This is a genomic window from Spirabiliibacterium mucosae (assembly GCF_014884965.1).
Taxonomy (GTDB): Bacteria; Pseudomonadota; Gammaproteobacteria; order Enterobacterales; family Pasteurellaceae; genus Spirabiliibacterium; species Spirabiliibacterium mucosae.
Window position 1 is genome coordinate 1 of sequence record NZ_JABTBO010000024.1, and the last position, 21,801, is coordinate 21,801.

The 21,801-nt window shown below is 51.9% G+C and carries 21 protein-coding genes and 2 tRNA genes; 7 read left to right on the forward strand and 16 right to left on the reverse strand.

Annotated elements, in window-relative coordinates:
- From mnmA to HPC37_RS08885, 10 genes are all read right to left on the reverse strand, one after another.
- Positions 1–1,079: tRNA 2-thiouridine(34) synthase MnmA (gene mnmA, locus HPC37_RS08840; RefSeq protein ID WP_208122778.1), on the reverse strand; the 1,079-nt coding region annotated here is incomplete at its 3' end.
- 10 nt (positions 1,080–1,089) lie between these two features.
- The gene (nqrM, locus tag HPC37_RS08845) at positions 1,090–1,317 is read right to left on the reverse strand and encodes a (Na+)-NQR maturation NqrM (RefSeq protein WP_208119933.1); all 228 of its coding nucleotides are present in this window, start codon (positions 1,315–1,317) and stop codon (positions 1,090–1,092) included.
- A gap of 8 nt (positions 1,318–1,325) precedes the next feature.
- The gene (locus HPC37_RS08850) at positions 1,326–2,369 is read right to left on the reverse strand and encodes an FAD:protein FMN transferase (RefSeq protein ID WP_208122779.1); all 1,044 of its coding nucleotides are present in this window, start codon (positions 2,367–2,369) and stop codon (positions 1,326–1,328) included.
- A 22-nt stretch (positions 2,370–2,391) separates the two neighbouring features.
- Entirely contained in the window at positions 2,392–3,615 is a 1,224-nt protein-coding gene (gene nqrF / locus HPC37_RS08855; RefSeq protein ID WP_208122780.1) for an NADH:ubiquinone reductase (Na(+)-transporting) subunit F, read from the reverse strand.
- 12 nt (positions 3,616–3,627) lie between these two features.
- Positions 3,628–4,224: an NADH:ubiquinone reductase (Na(+)-transporting) subunit E gene (gene nqrE, locus HPC37_RS08860; RefSeq protein WP_208122781.1), complete on the reverse strand. Its 597-nt coding sequence runs from the start codon at positions 4,222–4,224 to the stop codon at positions 3,628–3,630.
- Between the two features lie 4 nt (positions 4,225–4,228).
- On the reverse strand, positions 4,229–4,855 hold the full coding sequence (locus HPC37_RS08865; protein WP_208122782.1) for an NADH:ubiquinone reductase (Na(+)-transporting) subunit D: 627 nt from the start codon (positions 4,853–4,855) through the stop codon (positions 4,229–4,231).
- Positions 4,848–5,624: a Na(+)-translocating NADH-quinone reductase subunit C gene (locus HPC37_RS08870; RefSeq protein ID WP_208122783.1), complete on the reverse strand. Its 777-nt coding sequence runs from the start codon at positions 5,622–5,624 to the stop codon at positions 4,848–4,850. The genes HPC37_RS08865 and HPC37_RS08870 overlap by 8 nt, the downstream gene beginning before the upstream one ends.
- Positions 5,617–6,858, reverse strand: coding sequence for an NADH:ubiquinone reductase (Na(+)-transporting) subunit B (locus HPC37_RS08875; RefSeq protein ID WP_208122784.1), 1,242 nt, complete (start codon positions 6,856–6,858; stop codon positions 5,617–5,619). The genes HPC37_RS08870 and HPC37_RS08875 overlap by 8 nt, the downstream gene beginning before the upstream one ends.
- Before the next feature lie 2 nt (positions 6,859–6,860).
- Positions 6,861–8,204, reverse strand: coding sequence for a Na(+)-translocating NADH-quinone reductase subunit A (locus tag HPC37_RS08880; protein WP_208122785.1), 1,344 nt, complete (start codon positions 8,202–8,204; stop codon positions 6,861–6,863).
- Between the two features lie 373 nt (positions 8,205–8,577).
- Positions 8,578–8,880, reverse strand: a complete 303-nt coding sequence (locus HPC37_RS08885) for a BolA family protein (protein ID WP_208122786.1) — start codon at positions 8,878–8,880, stop codon at positions 8,578–8,580.
- Between the two features lie 82 nt (positions 8,881–8,962).
- Between HPC37_RS08885 and HPC37_RS08890 the strand changes: the two genes are divergently transcribed.
- Positions 8,963–9,589: a YajG family lipoprotein gene (locus tag HPC37_RS08890; RefSeq protein WP_208122787.1), complete on the forward strand. Its 627-nt coding sequence runs from the start codon at positions 8,963–8,965 to the stop codon at positions 9,587–9,589.
- Between the two features lie 51 nt (positions 9,590–9,640).
- Here HPC37_RS08890 and HPC37_RS08895 read toward each other — a convergent pair whose 3' ends face one another.
- The 4 genes from HPC37_RS08895 to asd form a co-directional block, all read right to left on the reverse strand.
- Positions 9,641–10,132, reverse strand: coding sequence for a hypothetical protein (locus HPC37_RS08895; protein ID WP_208122788.1), 492 nt, complete (start codon positions 10,130–10,132; stop codon positions 9,641–9,643).
- 50 nt (positions 10,133–10,182) lie between these two features.
- Positions 10,183–10,258: transfer RNA gene (locus HPC37_RS08900), tRNA-Asn, on the reverse strand.
- Between the two features lie 4 nt (positions 10,259–10,262).
- A tRNA-Phe gene (locus HPC37_RS08905) sits at positions 10,263–10,338 on the reverse strand.
- A 176-nt stretch (positions 10,339–10,514) separates the two neighbouring features.
- The gene (asd, locus tag HPC37_RS08910) at positions 10,515–11,627 is read right to left on the reverse strand and encodes an aspartate-semialdehyde dehydrogenase (RefSeq protein ID WP_208122789.1); all 1,113 of its coding nucleotides are present in this window, start codon (positions 11,625–11,627) and stop codon (positions 10,515–10,517) included.
- Between the two features lie 194 nt (positions 11,628–11,821).
- On the opposite strand from asd, the gene HPC37_RS08915 reads away from it, so the two are divergent.
- Positions 11,822–12,571 carry an SDR family oxidoreductase gene (locus HPC37_RS08915; protein ID WP_208122790.1) on the forward strand — a complete coding sequence of 250 codons (750 nt, stop codon included), beginning with the start codon at positions 11,822–11,824 and terminating at the stop codon, positions 12,569–12,571.
- A 29-nt stretch (positions 12,572–12,600) separates the two neighbouring features.
- Positions 12,601–14,637 (forward strand): monovalent cation:proton antiporter-2 (CPA2) family protein, encoded by a 2,037-nt coding sequence (locus HPC37_RS08920; protein ID WP_208122791.1) that lies wholly within the window; start codon positions 12,601–12,603, stop codon positions 14,635–14,637.
- Positions 14,638–14,680: 43 nt separating this feature from the next.
- Here HPC37_RS08920 and HPC37_RS08925 read toward each other — a convergent pair whose 3' ends face one another.
- Together HPC37_RS08925 and ilvY are read right to left on the reverse strand one after the other, a co-directional pair.
- Positions 14,681–15,514, reverse strand: a complete 834-nt coding sequence (locus HPC37_RS08925; protein WP_208122792.1) for a DNA ligase — start codon at positions 15,512–15,514, stop codon at positions 14,681–14,683.
- 92 nt (positions 15,515–15,606) lie between these two features.
- Positions 15,607–16,482 (reverse strand): HTH-type transcriptional activator IlvY, encoded by an 876-nt coding sequence (gene ilvY, locus HPC37_RS08930; RefSeq protein WP_208122793.1) that lies wholly within the window; start codon positions 16,480–16,482, stop codon positions 15,607–15,609.
- A 112-nt stretch (positions 16,483–16,594) separates the two neighbouring features.
- Here ilvY and ilvC point away from each other — a divergent pair, with 112 nt between their 5' ends.
- From ilvC to HPC37_RS08950, 4 genes are all read left to right on the forward strand, one after another.
- Positions 16,595–18,073: a ketol-acid reductoisomerase gene (ilvC, locus tag HPC37_RS08935; RefSeq protein ID WP_208122794.1), complete on the forward strand. Its 1,479-nt coding sequence runs from the start codon at positions 16,595–16,597 to the stop codon at positions 18,071–18,073.
- Positions 18,074–18,310: 237 nt separating this feature from the next.
- Positions 18,311–19,768 (forward strand): N-acetylglucosamine-specific PTS transporter subunit IIBC, encoded by a 1,458-nt coding sequence (gene nagE / locus HPC37_RS08940; RefSeq protein WP_208122795.1) that lies wholly within the window; start codon positions 18,311–18,313, stop codon positions 19,766–19,768.
- A gap of 119 nt (positions 19,769–19,887) precedes the next feature.
- On the forward strand, positions 19,888–20,619 hold the full coding sequence (gene pepE, locus HPC37_RS08945) for a dipeptidase PepE (protein ID WP_208122796.1): 732 nt from the start codon (positions 19,888–19,890) through the stop codon (positions 20,617–20,619).
- Positions 20,620–20,741: 122 nt separating this feature from the next.
- Positions 20,742–21,791 carry an extracellular solute-binding protein gene (locus tag HPC37_RS08950; RefSeq protein ID WP_208122797.1) on the forward strand — a complete coding sequence of 350 codons (1,050 nt, stop codon included), beginning with the start codon at positions 20,742–20,744 and terminating at the stop codon, positions 21,789–21,791.
- Positions 21,792–21,801 lie beyond the last annotated feature (10 nt).

The following is a 21,801-nucleotide window of genomic DNA, read 5'->3' on the forward strand; positions in this document are numbered from 1 at the left end:
CCTGGCGTGACCGCACTTTGTGGTTCATCAAAGCGCACTTCAATGCCATCGTCACCGCGCGGGATCACGCGGCATGGGATGTCTTGCTGGCGGTAGCGGGTTTTCACGCTGCAGGTGATTTCGCCTGTGAGGGTTTCGCGATCCACCCAATGCAGTTGTTGTGCGATCAAGCCTTGGGAGAACAAGCGCGGGTGGTCGTGCCCTTGGGCGACGATCAGCTCATTATTGGCCACGTCTTTGTCCACCACGTACCACGCTTCTTCGCCTGCGTTTTTCAAGCCGCCAATGCCCAGGCCTTTGCGCTGACCGAGGGTGTGATACATCAAGCCGTCGTGCTGGCCTATCACCTCGCCGTCAACGGTGCGGATGTTGCCAGGCTGGGCGGGCAAATAGCGCGCGAGGAAGTCTTTAAACTTGCGCTCACCGATAAAGCAAATGCCGGTGGAGTCTTTCTTTTTCGCCGTCACCAGCCCCAGCTCTTCGGCAATTTGGCGCACCACGGGCTTTTCTAACTCGCCCACGGGGAAAAGGCTTTGCGCCACTTGCTCATAGCTTAAGGTGTAGAGAAAATAGCTTTGGTCTTTGTTGCCATCCAGCCCGCGCAAAAGTGCGGTTTTGCCATTGCGCTCACCGCGGCGGACATAATGCCCGGTGGCGATGAAATCGGCGCCTAAGTCTTCGGCGGCGTAGTCCAAAAAGGCTTTGAATTTGATCTCTTTATTGCACAAAATATCCGGGTTTGGCGTGCGGCCGGCTTTATATTCAGCCAAAAAATGCTCAAACACGTTGTCCCAATACTCGGCGGCAAAGTTGATTTTGTGCAACGTGATGCCCAGCTTGTCGCACACTGCTTGGGCGTCCGCCAGGTCAGCGGCGGCGGAGCAATACTCGCTGTCGTCGTCTTCTTCCCAGTTTTTCATAAACAGGCCTTCGACGCGGTAGCCTTGGGCTTGCAAAATGTAGGCCGACACGGACGAGTCCACCCCGCCCGACATCCCGACAATCACCTTTTTCTCGCCGTTGGCCGCGCGCTCGCCATCAGTTAATGTATTGCGCGCGGCAAAGGTTGCTGAATGCATCACCACCTCCTTATAAAATGCGCTCTTGCTGCGCGAGTTTGTCAAGGCGGGCTTGCTCTTGCGCCATTTTGGCTTTGCGTTTGTCGCACGGCTCAGGGCAGTCGCACACTTTTTCAAGCCCCAGGCTTGAGATGCCACCGCAGCTGCCCGAGATGGTGCGCCGCTTGATGATGTACCCGATCGACATGGCCAAAATCACCAGCAAAAACACCCCAAATGTGATCAAAAAAACCTTCATACCCTGTCCTATTCTTTGATTAATTGTTTGAATGCATCCGACATTCTAATCTCAAAACCTTGCTTTGTCTTAACAATCATGTAAATTGCCAAGCCCTCTTTTTGCGCCAGCGCCATCGCTTTGTCCTCCCCGAGTACAAAAAGGCCAGTGGAGAGCCCGTCGGCCGTCATGCATTGCGGCGTGATGACGGTGATCGATGCCAGCTGGTGTTGAATCGGTTGGCCAGTGGCCGGGTCAATCTCGTGGGAGAAGCGCACGCCGTTTTCTTCAAAATAGTTGCGGTAATCGCCTGAGGTGGCCATGCCCATGTCTTTGAGCCCCACAATTTGCTGCACCGCGCGGGTGCCGTCAAACTCCGGCTTTTCAATCGCGATTTGCCACGGCGCGCCGGCGCTGTTTTCGCCCTTGGCGCTGATTTCGCCCCCGACTTCCACAAGGAAGTTTTTAATCCCCTGCGCCTTCAAATAATCGGCCACTTGATCCACCCCAAAGCCTTTGGCAATGGAGGAGAGATCGAGATACAGCTCAGGCACGGTTTTGCGCAGGGTGTATTTCCCGTTGTGCTCGGCTAAAATGAGCTTGTCGATGCCCACCCACGCGCGGCGAGCATCAATTTCGGCCTGTGTGGGGGCTTTGTCGGGGCGATGCTCTGGCCCAAAGCCCCACAAATTCACTAGCGGGCCAACGGTGACATCAAGCGCGCCGTCGGTCACTTTATTAAGCCGAATCGCCTCTTTCACCACGCGGCCAAACTCGGGTGAAATCGAAAGTGCGGTTTGGGTGTCGCGCAGTTGGTTGAATTGCGAGATCTCCGAATCTTTCATGTAGGTCGACATTTGGCGGTTGACTTCAGCGAGCACCGCGTCAATGCCTTGGTGAATTTGCTCTTCATCGGCAATCTTGTCATCACCGCCGACAATGTATTTCACATGGTAGGTGGTGCCCATGGTTTTGCCTGCCAGCACCACTTCTTTTTTCGGCTGGGAGCAGGCGCTAATAAAAAAGGCTAGCCCGATGAGGGCCAGCCAGTTAATCATCGTGTTTTTACGCATTTTTAATCCTAATGCCAGTGAATTAACCGCCGAAGTCATCCAAGAGGATATTTTCGTCTTCAACGCCTAAGTTTTTCAGCATGCCGATAACGGCCGCATTCATCACTGGAGGCCCACACATATAGTATTCACAATCTTCTGGCGCTTCATGGTTTTTGAGGTAGTTTTCATAAAGCACGTTGTGGATAAAGCCGGTGTAGCCGTCCCAGTTGTCTTCTGGCAATGGGTCAGAGAGCGCCACATGCCACACAAAGTTGTCGTTTTCGGCCTGCAAGGTGTCGAAATCTTCCACGTAGAACATTTCGCGTTTCGAACGGGCACCATACCAGAACGACATTTTGCGTTTGGAGTGCAAGCGTTTGAGCTGGTCAAAAATGTGTGAACGCATTGGCGCCATGCCCGCACCACCACCGATAAAGACCATTTCTGCGTCGGTGTCTTTAGCAAAGAATTCACCAAACGGCCCAGAAATCGTGACTTTATCACCTGGCTTGAGCGACCAAATATAAGACGACATTTGTCCTGGTGGCACATCAGGGTTGTTCGGTGGCGGGGTTGCAATCCGCACGTTGAGCATGATGATGCCTTTTTCTTCAGGGTATGACGCCATCGAATAGGCACGCACAATGTGCTCGTCGACTTTCGATACATAGCGGAACAAGTTGTATTTGTTCCAGTCTTCACGGTACTCTTCAGGCACGTCAAAATCGGCGTATTTCACGGTGTGTGGGTCAGCCTCAATTTGAATGTAGCCACCAGCTCTAAACGGTACTTCTTCCCCTTCTGGGATGGCCAGTTTAAGCTCTTTGATAAAGGTGGCCACGTTGTCGTTGGAAATAACGGTACATTCCCATTTTTTCACACCAAAGATTTCCGGCTCCACTTCCACTTCCATGTCGGTTTTCACGTTCACCTGACAAGACAACCGCCAGCCTTCTTTCGCTTCTTTTTTGCTGATGTGCGACATTTCGGTAGGCAGAATGTCACCGCCCCCTTTGAGCACTTTCACTTTACATTGCCCGCAAGAGCCACCGCCCCCACACGCAGATGAGACAAAGATCCCTTTGCTGGCCAAGGCGCCGAGCAATTTGCCACCCGCTGGGATGTGGATAGCTTTTTGTGGGTCTTCATTAATTTCAATTGTTACATCGCCTGAGTTCACCAATTTGGATTTGGCAAACAGGATTAAGACTGCCAAAACCAGCACAATCAGGGTGAACATTGCGATACCTAAGATAATCTCCATTTCACTCCCCTTTTATAACTGGATACCAGAAAACGACATAAAGCCAAGCGCCATCAAGCCTACGGTGATGAAGGTGATGCCTAAGCCTTTGAGGCCTTTTGGCACGTCTGAATACTTCATTTTTTCCGTAATACCTGCCAGCGCCACAATGGCCAACATCCACCCGGTGCCGGCGCCAAGGCCGTAAACCACAGACTCAGCAAAGTTGTAGTCACGTTGCACCATAAACGACACACCACCAAAGATGGCACAGTTTACGGTGATCAATGGCAAGAAGATACCGAGCGCGTTGTACAACGCAGGGAAGAACTTATCCAGCACCATCTCCAAGATTTGCACCAGTGCGGCGATTACCCCGATAAAGGTGATGAAGTTCAAAAAGCTCAAGTCCACGCCTTCTGCCAGCGCGCCGTCACGCAAAATGAGGTTGTAAACCACGTTGTTGACCGGCACCGCAATGCCCAGCACCACGATAACCGCAATCCCAAGGCCAAAAGCCGTTGACACTTTTTTCGATACCGCTAAAAAGGTACACATCCCCAAGAAGAAGGCCAGCGCCATATTCTCAATGAATACGGATTTCACAAATAAACTAATATAATGTTCCATTGTATTAATCCTTCTCAACTTGTTCAGGTTTCATTGTGCGCAAGCCCCAAATGATAAACCCAATGATGAAAAACGCACTCGGTGCGAGCAGGAACAAGCCGTTTGGTTGATACCAGCCGCCGTCTTTCACGGTTTGCAAAATGGTGATACCAAAGAGTTTGCCAGAGCCTAAAAGCTCACGCAAAAAGGCCACGCTAATCAAAATCGCACCATAGCCTAAACCGTTACCGATCCCATCAAGGAAGCTGTCGAAAGGTTTTTCTTTCATCGCAAAAGCTTCTGCACGGCCCATCACAATACAGTTGGTGATGATCAAGCCCACAAACACCGACAATTGTTTTGAAATGTCGTAGGCAAAGGCGCGCAGCACTTGGTCAACCACGATAACCAGTGAGGCGATGATCGCCATTTGCACGATGATACGCACACTGTTTGGAATGTAGTTGCGAATGCATGAGATGAAAAAGCTGGAAAATGCTGTGACCAAACACACCGAAATGCCCATCACCACCGCGGTTTCCATTTTGGTGGTCACCGCCAAGGCACTACAAATCCCGAGGATCTGCAAGGCAATTGGGTTGTTGTCTAAAATTGGCGAGAACAGCAAGTGTTTTGCATTACTCTTACTCATTATCTAATGCTCCTTCTCTCAATTTTTGCAAGAAAGGACCAAATCCTTTCGGCCCAAACCAGAACTTAAAGCTGTTTTGGACACCGTTACTGGTCAAGGTTGCCCCAGAGAGTGCATCCACACCGTGGGCTTTGTCGGCTGAGCCGCCTTTTGACACATGAATGGCAACGTTGTTGTTGTCGTCATAGAGTTTTTTGCCGACAAAGTTTTCTTGCCACAATGGGTTGGCGATTTCGCCGCCTAGACCAGCGGTTTCACCTTGTTTGTAGTAGGTGATGCCATCGAGGGTGTTGCCGTCTGGCTTAACTGAGACAAAACCATACATCACAGACCACAACCCTGTGCCGTAGATTGGCAGCACCACTTGGTCGATTTTGCCTTGCGGGTTTTTCACCAAGTAAACTTCCGCTTCGTTAGCACGGCGACGAATTTTCGCCACGTCTTCGTCTTGGGACAAGGCAATGCTGGACTCTGGGTCTTTCGCGGCTTTAGTTTCATCAAAGTCTTTTAATGCCTCTTTTGGTAAAAAGTCACCCGTGTTGAGGTCAACTAAGCGCGGTTCAATGCGCTCGGCGTAAATTTCTTTGATGTTGGCGCCTTTTTCAAGCAGGCCTGCCACGCTTAAAATATTTTTTTGTTTATCGAGCAGTTTTTGCTCTTCTTGCAACGGCTTCAAGCTCACCGCAGAGCCCGCTACGATAACAGAACAGGCAAGGCTGACGAGGATAACCACCACCAGCGTGCCGAAAACACTATCTTTCTTAAACATTACGCGCTCTCCTACGTTTGATGTTCGCTTGAACGACAAGGTAGTCAAACAATGGCGCGAACAAGTTAGCAAACAAAATCGCCAACATCATTCCTTCTGGGTAGGCTGGGTTAACCACGCGGATCAACACGCACATCACCCCAATCAACGCGCCATACCACCATTTACCTTTATTGGTAAACGAGGCGGAAACCGGATCGGTTGCCATGAAGAACATACCAAAGGCAAAACCACCGAGCACCAAGTGCCAATACCATGGCATTGAGAACATTGGGTTGGTGTCTGAGCCAATCAGGTTGAACAGGCTTGAGGTTAAGATCATGCCAATCATTACCCCCGCCACAATGCGCCATGAGGCAACACGGCCGAAGATGATAATCGCACCCCCGATAATCAGCATCAAAGTTGACACTTCACCAATTGAGCCTGGAATGTTGCCGATAAAGGCATCTTGCCAGGTGATTGGCTGCTGAGTCACGGTGTGCATTAAGCCTGCTTCACCACCGCTGCTCCATTGTGAAAGTGCGGTCGCGCCAGTAAAGCCGTCAGCCGCTGTCCACACGGCGTCACCTGAAATATTGGCCGGATAAGCAAAGAACAAGAACGCACGGCCTGCCAATGCAGGGTTGAGGAAGTTTTTACCCGTTCCGCCAAACACTTCTTTGGCAACTACCACACCAAAGGTGATGCCCAGCACCGCTTGCCACAATGGCAAAGTTGGTGGCACGATGAGCGCAAACAAAATTGAGGTCACGAAGAAGCCTTCGTTGACTTCATGCCCGCGCACCATGGCAAAGAGCACCTCCCAAAAACCACCAACGATAAACACAGTGATGTAAATTGGCAGGAAGTAAGTTGCACCAAGGAGCATTTTGCTGCCCCAGCTGGCGTTTGGCGCTAACGTGCCGCCCAAGCTTTCGGTCAGCCAGTAGTGCCAGTCGTTGTTGATGACTGCTTGCAGCGCTTCACCTTGGTAGAGGTGATTGAGTGCCACAATCGCTTGGCCACCCACGTTGTAGATGCCATAAAACAGCGCAGGGAAGATCGCAAGCCAGACCAAAATCATCATACGCTTGAGGTCAACGGCGTCGCGCACGTGTGCGCTGGTGCGTGTGACTGTCCCTGGGGTATAAAAAATTGTGGCGGCTGCTTCATACAGCGCGAAGAATTTTTCGTATTTCCCACCAGGTAAGAACGCAGGCTCCATTTTTTCTAACAGATGTTTCAAACCCATTTTTAACCATCCTTCTCAATCTTGGTCAAGATATCGCGTAAGATTGGGCCGTATTCGTATTTGCCTGGGCACACATAGGTACACAGGGCCAAATCTTCTTCATCGAGCTCCAAGCAGCCGAGCGCTTGCGCCTCGTCTGTGTCGCCGGCGATCAAATCACGCAATAGCATTGTTGGTAAAATATCAAGCGGCATCACGCGCTCATAGCTGCCAATTGGCACCATCGCACGTTCACTGCCGTTCACCGCCGTGGTCATCGGGAACAATTTACTGCGTAAAAAGTGCCCCAAGGTGGTGCGGGTGATTGAGAATTTATCTGAGGCTGGCGCAATCCAACCAAAGAGCTCTTTGTCACGCCCTTCAAGCAGCACAGAAACCTGCAAGTGGTAGGCGCCAAGGTAGGCGTGCGGTGCATCCGCGATCGTACCGTTGAGCACAGAGCCTGAAATCACGCGGTTTTCGCCCTCTTTGAGTTGGCCTGCGGTCAATTCAGTCAATGACGCGCCCACGCAAGTGCGCAGCAAACGCGGCTCTTTGACTTGCGGGCCGGCGAGTGAAATCACACGATCGGTGCTGATTTCACCGGTGGTGAACAATTTACCGATGGCCATCACATCTTGATAGTTGACAGTCCACACGGTTTTGGTGTTGCTCACAGGGTCTAAAAAGTGAATATGGGTGCCTGCCAAGCCAGCTGGATGCGGGCCGCTGAAGGTTTCAACGTGCAATTTGGCAATGCTTGGCGCGGTGATGGGTGCGCCGTCGGCTTTGCACAAATAGAGTTTGTCGCAGTTTAAGCGGCTTAAAATCACCAGCCCGTCGTGAAAGGCATCAACATCGGCGTTGATCACAACGGATGGGTCTGCCGCCAGCGGGTTGGTGTCCATGGCGTTGACAAAAATCGCCGCTGGTTTGCTGTTGGCTTGTGGCACTTTACTAAATGGACGGGTGCGCAGCACACGCCAAAGGCCCGCGTCAAGCAGCTGTTTGCGCACTTGCTCATCACTCAGTGAGGCCAGCTGTTGGCGGTCAAATTTTTCAAACGTAATTTGCTCGTCACCTTCAACCTTAATCACCACAGATTGCAATACGCGCTTAGCGCCGCGGTTGATTGCCGTGACAGTGCCGCTGGCAGGGGCAGTAAAATTCACGCCTGGGTTTTTCTTATCAGAAAACAACACCTGGCCTTTTTTCACCACATCGCCTTCTCGCACACTCATCGACGGACGCATTCCCACAAAATCTTCGCCAAGCACCGCAACTTCAGTAATGGCGGGGCCATTCTGGATTACCTGCGCTGGTTTCCCACACAGAGGAAGGTCCAAGCCTTTTTTAATCGTAATCATATGTTAGCACTACTTATCAGTTAGGTTTACATCACGCCACACCACAAAGTGCGGTGTGGCCTCGTTTTGAGCCCTAGAAGCAATAGCAACCCGGCTAGGCCAAAGTTGCCATGCTAAGCAACGTTAAAAACTCAAATTCTTTCCATCAAAACAAGCACATCCGCGATCAGGGCGCTTTGAATATGCTCATTCGTTAAAATTTTGCTAATAAAAGAACACTATTGTAACCAATTAAAGGGCTAAAATTCCACTTTAACCACACTTTTTTTTGATCTAATCGCGCTATTTTTCGGGATTTTGAAGAACAAAACAGAGGTTTAATTTTTTAGCAATAAATAATTCGTCTGTTAGTGATTTTTCAACCGCTTTTCGGCTATTTCCCATGGCCGGCACAGCGCGGTGAGGCTATCACCTCGTCACGCTCGGCCCACTCTTGCGCGGTGAAGGTGTGCAGCGCCAAGGCATGCACGCCGTTGTTGCCTTGATTTAACGCTTGATAAACCAACTGGTGGCGCGCCACGGCACGTTTGCCGTCAAAGGCATCGCTGACCAGCACAATACGAAAATGCGAATCCGCCCCCTTGCCTGAACTGTGCAGGTGGCTTTCGTTTTCTACCGACAAAAAGTGCGGTGCAAATTCGGCGTGTAAAATGGCTTCGATTTGTTGTTGGTTCATATCACCCTCATGGAAACACTATACATTATCTCGAGAGTTTGCCACAATAACACTATCGGATGAATTAGCCAAAGGAGTTTATATGAAAAATTGGAAAAAAACCGTCGCTGCAACCGCACTTTTGGGTGCGTGCGTGGCATTGAGTGCTTGCCAGGCGCCTGTGAGCAACACCATCAACTTTGTGCCACCAGCACCGAGTGCCAATTTCAGCACACAAAATCAACAAGTGAGTGTCAATGTGCTCGCCCAAGATCAGCGCGCCAGCGCTGAGGTCGCCAGCTTTGCCGAAAACGGCAAAATGCGCCACTTGCAAGCCAGCCCTGAAGTGGCGCAATTGTTCCAACAAGTCGTACAGCAAGATCTCAACAGCAAAGGCTTTCGCGTTGCCTCTGGCATGGCGACCAACGCCAACGTGGTGGTGGTGATCAAAGATTTTTACGCCAAAGTATCAGAAGGCAACCTGTCGCATAAAATCGACAGCAAAGTGGCCGTGAGTGTCAACGTGCAAGGCGCGGCGGGCAGCTTTAGCAAGAGCTTTTCTGCCACCAACACCAAAGAGGGTGCGTTTGGCGTGAACAACGAGAAGATCCAAGCGGTGCTCAACAGCGCCTTCCAAGACGTGGTGACCAAAATCTACAACGACAACGAAATTGGCCAATCACTGCTGCGCCTAAGCCGCCAGCCTGTGATGCCAGCACCTGCGCAATAACATTTGAACGGCTTACTCAACCGCACTTTGGTCTACAAAGTGCGGTTTTTTTTATTGCACGCCGTTTTTCCACGCCACCACCGCGAGCCACACAATGGTCATCAGTGACGCAGGCGCCAATGCCGCCATCGGCAATTGCAGTGCAGGCGCCACAAAGGTGAAGCCAAACAGCCAAAGGCCAGTGATAAAGCCGAGCACACGCACCAGCCATGAACCGCGATAAGAGCTGCTCATCAGCCAAATGCCCGCAAAAATATGCCCGCCTAAGCGAATCGGCATGGCGATGTCCAAACTGACGTGGTTGAGTGTCATCACCCCCACGGTGACATCAAGCAAAAGCCAGCCATAACCCGCCGCTTTGCCCCACACGGGCGCATCAAGGCGCGCAACGAGGAAAAACAGCGCGAGATGGAAGAAAATGCCTGGGTAGTCAAGCCACCAAAGGCGCAGGTTTTGCATCAGCATCACGGCCACAGGGGCAAAACAGAGGATCGCCAACACGGCGGAAAAACGCGCAGACGGCGTGCGGTCAAGATGTTGCATAAAATCTCCAGAACGAAAAAACCCAGTGGCGAGACCACTGGGTTGGAATTTGGCTCCTCCTGCTGGACTTGAACCAGCGACATACGGATTAACAGTCCGCCGTTCTACCGACTGAACTAAGGAGGAAAAGTGGTGCCCGGAGGCGGAATCGAACCACCGACACGGGGATTTTCAATCCCCTGCTCTACCGACTGAGCTATCCGGGCAACGTCTTAGTGGTGCGTATTAAACGTGTTTTTCGTCTTCAAGTCAACACTTAATCCAAAAAAATTTTCGCTTTTGGGGTTAAGTGCGTGCAAATTGTGCAAATTGACGCAAATCAAAACACATTCTGTGCTTTTATTACCCACCACTAAAAAGTGCGCTGACCGCACTTTGTGTTTTAGGCGGCCACCAATTGACGCAAAATGCGGCGGATTGGCTCAGCCGCACCCCACAAGAGTTGGTCACCGACGGTGAAGGCAGCTAAATACTCCTCACCCATGTTGAGCTTGCGCAAGCGCCCCACTGGCACGCTGAGTGTGCCGGTGACTTTGGTTGGGGTGAGCTCACGCAAGGTAGCCTCTTTGTCGTTTGGAATGACTTTCACCCATTCATTGTGAGAGGCTAAGATTTGCTCAATTTCCTCTAATGGCAGCGCTTTTTTCATTTTAATGGTGAACGCTTGACTGTGGCAGCGCAGCGCACCAATGCGAACGCACAATCCGTCGATCGGGATTGGGTTGTCGCTTAAACCTAAAATTTTGTTGGTTTCGGCGTAGCCTTTCCACTCTTCTTTGGTTTGGCCACTTTCAAGCAATTTGTCAATCCACGGGATCAAGCTGCCCGCCAGCGGTGCGCCAAAGTTGTCGCACGGCAAATCGGTGCGCATTTTCTCAGTCACTTTGCGCTCAATGTCTAAAATCGATGATGCAGGATTAGCTAAATCAGGTTTCACCACCGCGTTGAGTTCGCCCATTTGTTCGAGCAGCTCACGCATATTTTTCGCCCCTGCGCCACTGGCCGCTTGGTAGGTGGCGACCGAAATCCACTCAACCAAATCACGCTCAAACAAACCACCGAGCGCCATCAGCATCAAGCTCACGGTGCAGTTGCCGCCAACATAGGTTTTAATGCCTTTTTTCAAGCCGTCTTCAATCACGTGTTGGTTAACCGGGTCAAGCACGATGATGGCGTCTTTTTCCATCCGCAAGGCGCTGGCGGCATCCACCCAGTAGCCCTGCCAGCCCGCCGCGCGCAGTTTCGGGTAAACCTCGTTGGTGTAATCCCCACCTTGGCAGGTGACGATAATATCAAGCTTGGCAAGGGCGTCGATGTCATAGGCATCTTGCAAGGTGCCAGCTTGCTTGCCGCCAAATTCCGGCGCGGCTTGGCCGGCTTGTGAGGTGGTGAAATAAACAGGATTAATGTTGGCAAAATCCTGCTCTTGTTGCATGCGATCCATCAATACGGAACCCACCATTCCGCGCCAGCCGATAAAACCTACGTTTTGCATTGTTCTTCCTTATGTTGTGATGTTGTGATAAAACTCAAATTGTATACATTAATTACTAAATTTAGCTAATAAATGCAATTATTTTTTGTATGACACTTCGATTTCCCCGCTTAGATGTTACAATAATTCAAAAATCATTGCGTTTATTTGCAATCTTTTTAATGCCCACCAATAAATTTAAAAAAGGAGTGTTTATGTTAGCGTTGATCACCGGCGCCAGCGCCGGGTTTGGGGCAGCCACCGCCCGTTTATTTGTCCAACATGGCCACAAAGTGATTATCACCGCCCGCCGCGCTGAGCGCCTTGCCCAGTTGCAACAAGAACTCGGCGAGCAGTGCTACCCGCTGGCCTTTGATGTGCGCGATGAAAGTGCGGTTCGCCAAGCGCTGGCTAGCCTGCCAAGCCAATGGCGCGAGATTGATGTGTTGATCAACAACGCCGGCCTTGCGCTTGGCGTTGACAACGCACCCAACTGCCAACTCAAAGACTGGCAGCAGATGATCGACACCAACATCACAGGCCTGGTGACACTCACCCACGCGCTGCTGCCTGAGATGGTGGCGCGCAACCGTGGGCACATCATCAATCTCGGCTCCATTGCCGGCAGCTACCCGTACCCAGGTGGCAATGTTTATGGCGCCACCAAAGCCTTTGTGAAGCAATTTAGCCTCAATTTGCGTGCCGATTTGGTCGGCAGCGCGGTGCGTGTGACCAACGTGGAGCCTGGCTTGTGCGGTGGCACGGAGTTTTCTAACGTGCGTTTTTATGGCGATGACGACAAAGCAACCGCACTTTATGCCAATGTGGATTACATCACCCCTGAAGACATTGCCGAAACGCTGCTGTGGGTGGCAAGCCGGCCGGCGCACGTGAACATCAACCGCATTGAAATCATGCCCGTGGCGCAAGCGCCTGCAGGCTTAGTGGTGAAGAAAAAAGCCTAAAGTGCGGTCAAGGAGGAATTTAAGGCACAATGGAAAGTATTTTACTCAACGCATTTATTTATCTTGCCGCCGCGGCCATTGCCGTGCCGTTGCTCAAGCGATTAGGGCTGGGCTCAGTGCTCGGTTATTTGCTCGCGGGCATTATGATTGGGCCGGTGCTCGGCTTGGTGGGCAATGAAATCAAAGACATTCAACACTTCGCCGAGTTTGGCGTGGTGATGATGCTCTTTTTGGTCGGCCTTGAGCTTGAGCCACACAAACTCTGGCAGCTGAAAACCAAGCTGTTAGGCTTGGGCGGGCTGCAGGTGGGGCTGACCATCGCTGCGTTTGCGGCGGTGGCCATCGCGCTGGGCCAATCTTGGAAGGTGGCGTTGGCCATTGGCTGCATTTTATCCCTCTCCTCCACCGCGATTGTGCTGCAAACCCTTGGTGAAAAAGGCTTAATCACAAGCCCCGGCGGGCAGTCGGCCTTTTCGGTGCTGTTGTTTCAAGATATTGTGGTGATCCCGATGCTGGCGTTGCTGCCATTGTTGACCATGTCAAGCTACGGCGTGCCGGTGGTGGAAGGCCAGCACGATTTGCTCGAGGGCATGAGCGGCTATGTCAAATCCTTGGTGACCATCGGCGTGATGACGGTGATTGTCGGCGGTGGCCACTTTTTAGGCCAGCCGATTTTCCGCTTTATCGCCAAGGCCAATTTGCGCGAAGCGTTTAGCATTTTCGCCCTCGCATTGGTGATCGGCATTGCGTTGTTGATGTCCTCCGTTGGGCTTTCACCCGCTTTGGGCGCGTTTTTAGCCGGCGTGGTGCTCGCCAGCAGTGAGTACCGCCACGAGTTAGAAAGCAACCTCGCGCCGTTTAAAGGCTTGTTGTTGGGGCTGTTTTTTATGACCGTCGGCGCGGGCATTGATTTTCGTATGCTGTTTTCCCAATTTGGCACCATCATGGCACTAACCGTGGCGGTGATTGTGATCAAATGCCTAATTTTGTGGCTGCTGTCGGTGATGTTTAGGCTAAAAAAAGCGCAACAATGGCTGTTTGCACTCGCCTTGGCGCAGGCGGGGGAATTTGGCTTTGTGCTGATTGCCTTCACCAAACAGATGTGGGTTATCCCGTGGGAGCTGGGGGATATGTTGCTGCTGGTGGTGACGCTCTCCATGTTGATTTCGCCGTTGCTGTTTGTTTTTTACGACAAAGTGTTGCAGCCACGCTTGATTGAAACCAACGCGCGCGAGATGGACACCATCGACCAGCAAAGCCCTGTGCTGGTAGCCGGCTACGGACGCTACGGGCAAATTGTTTGCAGCTTGCTGCGCTGCTGTGGCTTCAAGCCGACGGTGATCGACTTTGATGTCACCTTGGTTGAGGGCATGACCAAATTTGGTTACAAAACCTATTTTGGCGACGCCACCCACCCAGAGTTGCTGGAATCCGCGGGCATTGCGCAGGCCAAATTGCTGATCATCGCCATCGACAACAAAGACGACACCTTGCGCATTGTGCGCTATGTTCACCAAACATACCCGAACTTGCCGATCATCGCGCGCGCTTACGATCGCCTGCACACCTACGATCTCTATCAAGCGGGCGCCACGGTGATTGTGCGCGAGGTGTTTGACTCTTCCGTGCGCAGCGGCAAATTTGCCCTTGAACTCTTAGGCATTAAAAAAGAAAAAGCGCGCAAGCTCAGTGCACTGTTCTACCACCGCAACCGCTACGAGCAGCATTTGATGGCGGATGTTTATGAGCCAGAGCGCTCGATGTTTGCCAATGAAAAAATGATCGACATCGCCAAGCAAGTCGATGACGAAACCGCCAAAATGATGCAAGCAATTTTGCGAGGCGAAAGTGTAGATTGGCGCCCACCGGGTGCTGAAAATGACTTTAAAGAAGACGGCCACCTCGCCCCTGAAATGGCCGCTGATGCCCATCCTTACGGCAAAGGCGAGAAATCGCAAAGTGCGGTGAAAAGTGCCCTTGACAACGCCAAGCCAGCGCCAGAAGAAAGCGCGCAAACCAGCGAGCTGCCCGAGCCAGTCGACAGCCTTGAAGAGGAGGCGAAATAAGCCCGACCGCACTTTGCCTAAAAGTGCGGTCAGTAAAGTGCGGTTAGTTCACCGCGTCATTGCGCTCACGCAAAAAGATCGCAAAGCGCGGTTTGCCTTGCGCGGTGAAGCCTTGGTATTGATACGTGATGGTGCTGCCGACAGCGGGCGGGTTTTGCCGCTGCTCAAGGCTAAAGCCCGAGCCAATTTTAAACACGCCGTATTGGTTGACACAACTCACCGCACCGAGCATGCCCGCAAACTGCCCTTTGCCCGCAATGTGGCGCACCACAGTGCATTCGTCGTCAAAGCGGCTTTTCACTTTCAAAATTTGACTGCTGCGCCCGTGCTGATAAGGCATATTGGGGTTGCGCACCACCACGCCCTCGCCGCCTAGTTGCTCAATGTCGGCCAAAAAACGCTGCATATGCGCTGTGCTTTCAATCGGGATTTGCTCGATGATCTCGATGTGGGGCGCTGGGTGCTGCTTGAGGTAATCCCGCAGCACTTGCAGGCGGGCAAACAAATCCCCTTTGGCATTGGGCACGTCAAACACATGGAGCTTCAATCGCGCCCAGGGCGCGTCGTGATAGCTGCGCACAATGGATGAAATTTGGCTAAATTCGCCCCGCGCCGAGAACAGCTCGCCGTCAATGGCGAAGGGCGGGAAATTGTGAAGAAAGGACGCCGGGGGCGAAAAGGCATTGCCTTGGCGGCTGATGAGCTGCTGCCCATCCCACAATCCGCGCACGCCGTCGAGCTTTTCGCTCATCACCCAGCCTTGCAGTGATTGGCCTTGATAACGCTTGAGGAGCATAACAGATGGCCTACCTGCTAGGCTCACAAGGGCAGGAACAAGGAGTATTAAGAGTAGTAGCCCTCGCTTTTTCAATGTCATCTCAGCCTCCCACTGCAAGTGCGGTCAAGTATAAAAGCCCCGCCTTGGAAACACCACCCCCACTGGGCAATTTTGGAACGACGATCGAAAAATTACCCGAGCATTGCCCAAAATGCCGCAATCAGCGGGTGCTTGAGTTGCTTTTTCTGCGCGCACACGCCCAGCTCAAAGGGCGCGATGTGGCTTGGCAGGGTGAGAAAGGAGACTTGATCCCGCATCGGGCTATTGTTGATCACCACATCGGGCAGCAGCGCCACACCACAGCCGAGCGCCACCATCGGCACAATGCCTTCGTGGCCGGCCACACAGGCATAAATTTGCGGCTGGTGAATGTGCATTTGGCGAAACCACAGGTCAATGCGCTCCCGCACGGGGCCGGCCACCGGCAAGATAAACGGGATCGCTTGCCAATCCACTGGTTGCGCTTGCAGCAAGCGGGTGGGCAGGCAGGCCACGCGCGGGGCGATGAGCGAGAGCTGAATATCGCCAATATAATGAAATGCAATGTTGTCAGGCAGCGCAATGGGCCGGCCAACAATGGCCAGATCCGCCTGGTTTGACCGCACTTGCTCTATCGCGCAGGCTGGGTCACCCGTGGTCAAGGTGATGTCAACATTGGGGTAGCGCGTGCGAAAGGCGGTTAAAATCGGCGGCAGGTGGCTGTATGACGCGGTGACCGAGCAAAACAGCCGCAGCTCACCGGCTAGCCCTTCGTGCTCGGCAAACCGCACTTTGAGCGCCTGCCAGCGTTGCCACTGCTCACGAGCAAAATCGGCAAAGGCCTCGCCATGCGGGGTGAGCAGCACGCGGCGGTTGTCGCGCAACAGCAGGGTTTGCCCAAGTTCACGCTCAAGGCGCTGGATTTGGCGCGACAGGGTGGAGGCACTCATGTGGTGCTCGCGCGCGGTTTGGCTGAAGGTTTGGTTTTGCACCAAATCGAGAAACAGTTTGAGGTGTTGAAATTCCATAGCGCCCCTGTGTTGCAAAATATGCAATAATTAGTTCCGATAATATCAATTTTCGCAATGCTCATTCTACGTTATACTCCTATCACTGTCTATAAAACGCAAAGGAGCCCTTATGGCGAACTATTTCAACACCATAAATTTACGCCAACAACTTGATCAACTCGGCCGCTGCCGCTTTATGGCGCGCGAAGAATTTGCCGATGAAGCCAGCTTTTTACGCGGCAAAAAAATCGTGATTATCGGCTGCGGCGCGCAAGGCCTCAACCAAGGCTTGAATATGCGTGACTCAGGCCTCGACATCAGCTACGCCTTGCGCCAAGCGGCGATTGATGAAAAACGCGCCTCCTACACCCGCGCCAGTGAAAACGGTTTCACTGTCGGCACCTATGAAGAGTTGATCCCGCAGGCGGATTTGGTGATCAACCTCACCCCTGACAAACAGCACTCCGATGTGGTCAAAGCGGTGATGCCGTTAATGAAAGAGGGCGCGGCGCTGGGCTATTCCCACGGCTTGAACATTGTGGAAGTGGGCGAGCAAATCCGCAAAGACATCACCGTGGTGATGGTGGCACCAAAATGCCCAGGCACTGAAGTGCGTGAAGAATACAAACGCGGCTTTGGCGTGCCAACACTGCTGGCTGTGCACCCTGAAAACGACCCGAAAGGCGAAGGCTGGGCGATTGCCAAAGCGTGGGCGGCCGCAACGGGTGGCCACCGTGCAGGCTGCTTGGCGTCGTCTTTTGTCGCGGAGGTGAAATCCGATTTAATGGGGGAACAAACCATTTTGTGCGGCATGCTGCAAGCCGGCTCCTTGCTGTGCTACGACAAGCTCGTCGCCGACGGCAAAGACCCTGCCTATGCCGCCAAACTGGTGCAATACGGCTGGGAAACCATCACCGAATCCCTCAAACAAGGCGGCATCACATTGATGATGGACAGGCTCTCCAACAGCGCTAAAATCCGCGCTTTTGAGTTGTCTGAGCAAATCAAAACGCTGCTCAAACCGTTGTTTGAAAAACACATGGACGACATCATCAGCGGCGAGTTTTCACGCATTATGATGGAAGATTGGGCCAACAACGATGAAAAACTGCTCACGTGGCGTGAGCAAACAGGCCAAACCGCGTTTGAAAAAGCCCCGCAATATGACGGCAAAATCAGCGAGCAAGAGTACTACGACAACGGCGTGCTGATGGTCGCCATGGCCAAAGCGGGCGTGGAGCTGGCGTTTGAAACCATGGTGAAAAGCGGCATTTTGCCAGAGTCTGCCTATTACGAATCTCTGCACGAGCTGCCACTGATTGCCAACACCATCGCGCGCAAACGCTTGTATGAAATGAATGTGGTTATCTCCGATACCGCCGAATACGGCAACTACTTGTTCGCCTTTGTCGCAGGCCCATTGATGGCGGAAAAACTGATGCCAACCCTTGAGCGCGGTGATTTGGGTGAAAAAGTGGTGAATGATGAAATCGACAACATCCAACTGCGTGATGTCAACGATGCCATTCGCGAGCACCCAATCGAGCAAATCGGCAAAGTGTTGCGCGGTTACATGAAAGATATGAAACGCATCGCCGTGGCCGCCTAAGCGACCGCACTTTTGATTTTAGCCCGCCTGGTGCGGGCTTTTTTGCGCCCAAAGGGCTATAAATAGTGACGTGCATCACATTTTATAAAAATCCCACCGCGCATTTTGGCCGAATATTGCTATACTGATCCTAGGTGAAGCTCACCTGCCATTGCTGTTTTTAACTGATAAATGAAAACGTTTACACCGCCGCACTCGTCACCCAACCCTGCGGCGAATGCCTAGAGGAGCGCAAAGATGCTTGCATATCTACAACGAATTGGGCGCGCGTTAATGGTGCCTGTTGCGACCCTGCCTGCGGCCGCAATCTTAATGGGGATCGGTTACTGGATTGACCCAAATGGCTGGGGTGGCGACAACGCCTTAGCTGCTTTGTTGATCAAATCCGGTGGTGCGATCATTGATAATATGTCGTGGCTGTTCGCCGTCGGTGTGGCTTATGGCATGTCAAAAGACAAAGACGGTGCCGCCGCACTCGCAGGCTTAGTCGGCTTTTTTGTCATCACCACCTTGCTCTCACCAGGTGCCGTGGCGCAATTAAAAGGCATCCCAGTTGACCAAGTGCCTGCAGCCTTTGGCAAAATCGCCAACCAATTTGTTGGGATTTTAGTCGGTGTGCTCTCCGCTGAGCTTTACAACCGCTTTTATCAAGTTCAACTGCCACAATGGCTGGCGTTTTTCAGCGGCCGCCGCTTAGTGCCAATTGTGGTGTCTTTTGTGATGATTGTGGTCTCTCTCATCATGATGTATGTTTGGCCAATCATCTTTAACGCTTTGGTTGCCTTTGGTAAAAACATCTCCAGCGCTGGTGCGACAGGCGCTGGGATTTACGCCTTCTTCAACCGCTTGCTGATTCCAGTCGGGCTCCACCACGCGCTCAACAGCGTGTTCTGGTTTGACGTGGCCGGCATCAACGATATCCCGAACTTCTTAGGCGGCCAAGCCTCAATTGATGCCAGCAAAGCCATCCCAGGTGTAACCGGTATGTATCAAGCGGGCTTCTTTCCAATTATGATGTTCGGCTTGCCAGCCGCGGCATTGGCGATGTACCACAGCGCGAAACCTGGCAAAAAAGCCACCGTTGCAGCGATTCTCTTTGCAGCAGCTTTGGCCTCATTCTTCACCGGGGTTACCGAGCCGTTAGAATTTGCCTTTATGTTTGTTGCACCTGTGCTTTATGTGCTGCACGCCGTGCTCACAGGGGTGTCTGTGTTTATTGCCGCCACCTTCCACTGGATGGCGGGCTTTGGCTTCTCCGCAGGGCTTGTGGATATGGTGCTCTCTGCCAAAAACCCACTGGCGACCAACTGGTACTTCTTGATTGCTCAAGGTTTGGTCTTCGCGGTGATTTACTACTTCGTCTTCCGCCTTGTGATTGCCAAATTCAACCTCAAAACACCGGGCCGTGAAGACGACGAGCCCGCCACTGCTGCAGGCAAAAAGCAAAGTGCGGTTGGCAATGACCTCCACGCCCGTGCGCAAGCCATCACTGACGCACTGGGTGGCAAAGCCAATTTAACCAATATTGAATCGTGCATCACCCGCTTGCGTTTGCAATTGGTTGACCGTTCAAAAATTGATGAAGCCGCACTCAAACAACTCTCTCGCGGAGTGATTAAAGTAGGTGACAATTCAATGCAAGTGATCTTAGGCCCTGAGGCCGAACTGGTCGCCGATGCGATGAAATCACTCTAAGCTACATCACAGCAAAAGCCGCCGCTTGGCGGCTTTTTTGTTAAAACTTGACTTAGATTAACCGCACTTTGCCCCAAAGCGCGTAGAATAAAAACCATCACCCACCCAAAGGAGCTGTTATGAATATTTTTATGTTAAGCAACGCAAAAGTGCCAAATAACACCCGCATTTTGGAATACGCCCTGGCGGAGATCATTGACAGTTTTGTGCGCGAAAAGGTCAAAAATGTGCTGGTCATCACCTATGCGGTGGTGCGCATGAGTGCGCAATCGCGCGTGGACGACGTGAAAAACAGCTTTGCTGATTTGGATCTCAACATCAAAGGCATTGAAGAATTTGACGACCCGGTTGAGGCTGTCTATCAAGCGGATGTAATTATGGTCAGCGGCGGCAACACTTGGCAGCTCAACAAAATGCTGCACGACAACGGCTTAATTGAGCCTATCCGCGATGTGGTGCTCAACCACAACGTGACCTATGTTGGCTGGAGCGCCGGCTCACTGATATGCTGCCCAACCATTTGCACCACCAATGATATGTGCCCGGTGAGTGCGGCCGTGACCAGCGCGCTGGGCTTTGTGCCGTTTCAAATCAACGCTCATTACATCGACAGCCGCCTGCACGGGCACATGGGCGAAACCCGCGATGAGCGCATCGCTGAATATTGCATTTTGAACCCACACAAAACGGTGCTGGGCATCGCCGAAGGCACTTGGCTGCACCTTGACGACGACGGGCTGCACTACCACGCACCGCAGCAGCACGCGGTGGCCTGCTTTAAATTTGGCGAGGAAAAACAGTGGATTGTCTACGACGAAGACATGAACCGTTTTATGCAATTCCGCCAGTGAGAAAATGATGCAAAATAAATCACTTATTGCTATACTGCGAACGCTGAGTGATCAGCGTTCGCTTTATTTTATCAACCGCACTTTGGTGCTGCCTGATTCTAAGGCTTTGGAGGATTTGAAAATTGAAAACACTATTTTCCCCACGTCGTTTAAAATCGCTTCTTGTTGCAACCCTCGCTTTGTTTAGTTCTACCCTTTTTGCGGCTGAAAAGCTCTATGTGTATAACTGGACAGAATATATTCCAAATCAATTGCTGACCCAATTTACCAAAGAAACAGGGATTGAGGTGATTTACACCACCTTTGAAAGCAACGAAGAGATGTATTCCAAAATGAAGCTGATGAAAAACAGCGACTACGACCTTGTTTTCCCATCGAGCTACTATATCGAGCGCATGGCCAAAGAGGGCATGCTGCAAAAAATCGATAAAAGCAAACTCAGCAACTTGGCCAACATCAACCAAGACTTGCTTGGCAAACCCTTTGACCCAAACAATGACTACTCACTGCCGTACATCTTCGGGCTCACTGGCATTGGCTTGAACGCCGCTTTTGTAGATCCGGCCAACGTGACCAGTTGGAAAGATTTGTGGGATGCGCAATACAAAGGCAAAGTGCTGCTCACCAACGACTCGCGGGAAGTGTTTCACATCGCGTTGTTGCTTGACGGCCACTCGCCAAACACCACCAACGCCGATGAAATTAAACAAGCCTATGAAACGCTCAAAAGCTTGATTCCAAACGTGGCCACCTTCAACTCCGACACCCCTGAGGTGCCGTATTTGCAAGGCGAAGTGGACATTGGCATGATCTGGAACGGCTCAGCCTTCCGTGCGCACAAAGAAAACCCAGACATTCAATTTGTCTACCCGAAAGAGGGCGCGATTTTCTGGATGGATAACTACGCCATCCCAGCGGGCGCCAAGCACCTGGATGCGGCGTATAAATTCATTGATTTCATGCTCCGCCCTGAAAGCGCCAAAGCCGTGATTGAAACCATGGGCTTTTCAATGCCAAACAACAAAGTCAAACCGCTGTTGAGTGAAGACGACGCCCAAAGCCCGATTTTGTTCCCAACAAGTGAGCAAATCGAAAAAGGCGTGTTGCAATCTGATGTGGGTGATGCCATCGACATCTATGAAAAATACTGGAATTTACTCAAAGCCCATTAACCTTAAAAGA

What these genes read in the sequence shown, in the direction of transcription:
- nqrM (WP_208119933.1), bottom strand. Translation starts at nt 1,317, where the DNA reads ATGAAGGTTTTTTTGATCACATTTGGGGTGTTTTTGCTGGTGATTTTG.
- HPC37_RS08850 (WP_208122779.1), bottom strand. Translation starts at nt 2,369, where the DNA reads ATGCGTAAAAACACGATGATTAACTGGCTGGCCCTCATCGGGCTAGCC.
- nqrF (WP_208122780.1), bottom strand. Translation starts at nt 3,615, where the DNA reads ATGGAGATTATCTTAGGTATCGCAATGTTCACCCTGATTGTGCTGGTT.
- nqrE (WP_208122781.1), bottom strand. Translation starts at nt 4,224, where the DNA reads ATGGAACATTATATTAGTTTATTTGTGAAATCCGTATTCATTGAGAAT.
- HPC37_RS08865 (WP_208122782.1), bottom strand. Translation starts at nt 4,855, where the DNA reads ATGAGTAAGAGTAATGCAAAACACTTGCTGTTCTCGCCAATTTTAGAC.
- HPC37_RS08870 (WP_208122783.1), bottom strand. Translation starts at nt 5,624, where the DNA reads ATGTTTAAGAAAGATAGTGTTTTCGGCACGCTGGTGGTGGTTATCCTC.
- HPC37_RS08875 (WP_208122784.1), bottom strand. Translation starts at nt 6,858, where the DNA reads ATGGGTTTGAAACATCTGTTAGAAAAAATGGAGCCTGCGTTCTTACCT.
- HPC37_RS08880 (WP_208122785.1), bottom strand. Translation starts at nt 8,204, where the DNA reads ATGATTACGATTAAAAAAGGCTTGGACCTTCCTCTGTGTGGGAAACCA.
- HPC37_RS08885 (WP_208122786.1), bottom strand. Translation starts at nt 8,880, where the DNA reads ATGAACCAACAACAAATCGAAGCCATTTTACACGCCGAATTTGCACCG.
- HPC37_RS08890 (WP_208122787.1), top strand. Translation starts at nt 8,963, where the DNA reads ATGAAAAATTGGAAAAAAACCGTCGCTGCAACCGCACTTTTGGGTGCG.
- HPC37_RS08895 (WP_208122788.1), bottom strand. Translation starts at nt 10,132, where the DNA reads ATGCAACATCTTGACCGCACGCCGTCTGCGCGTTTTTCCGCCGTGTTG.
- asd (WP_208122789.1), bottom strand. Translation starts at nt 11,627, where the DNA reads ATGCAAAACGTAGGTTTTATCGGCTGGCGCGGAATGGTGGGTTCCGTA.
- HPC37_RS08915 (WP_208122790.1), top strand. Translation starts at nt 11,822, where the DNA reads ATGTTAGCGTTGATCACCGGCGCCAGCGCCGGGTTTGGGGCAGCCACC.
- HPC37_RS08920 (WP_208122791.1), top strand. Translation starts at nt 12,601, where the DNA reads ATGGAAAGTATTTTACTCAACGCATTTATTTATCTTGCCGCCGCGGCC.
- HPC37_RS08925 (WP_208122792.1), bottom strand. Translation starts at nt 15,514, where the DNA reads ATGACATTGAAAAAGCGAGGGCTACTACTCTTAATACTCCTTGTTCCT.
- ilvY (WP_208122793.1), bottom strand. Translation starts at nt 16,482, where the DNA reads ATGGAATTTCAACACCTCAAACTGTTTCTCGATTTGGTGCAAAACCAA.
- ilvC (WP_208122794.1), top strand. Translation starts at nt 16,595, where the DNA reads ATGGCGAACTATTTCAACACCATAAATTTACGCCAACAACTTGATCAA.
- nagE (WP_208122795.1), top strand. Translation starts at nt 18,311, where the DNA reads ATGCTTGCATATCTACAACGAATTGGGCGCGCGTTAATGGTGCCTGTT.
- pepE (WP_208122796.1), top strand. Translation starts at nt 19,888, where the DNA reads ATGAATATTTTTATGTTAAGCAACGCAAAAGTGCCAAATAACACCCGC.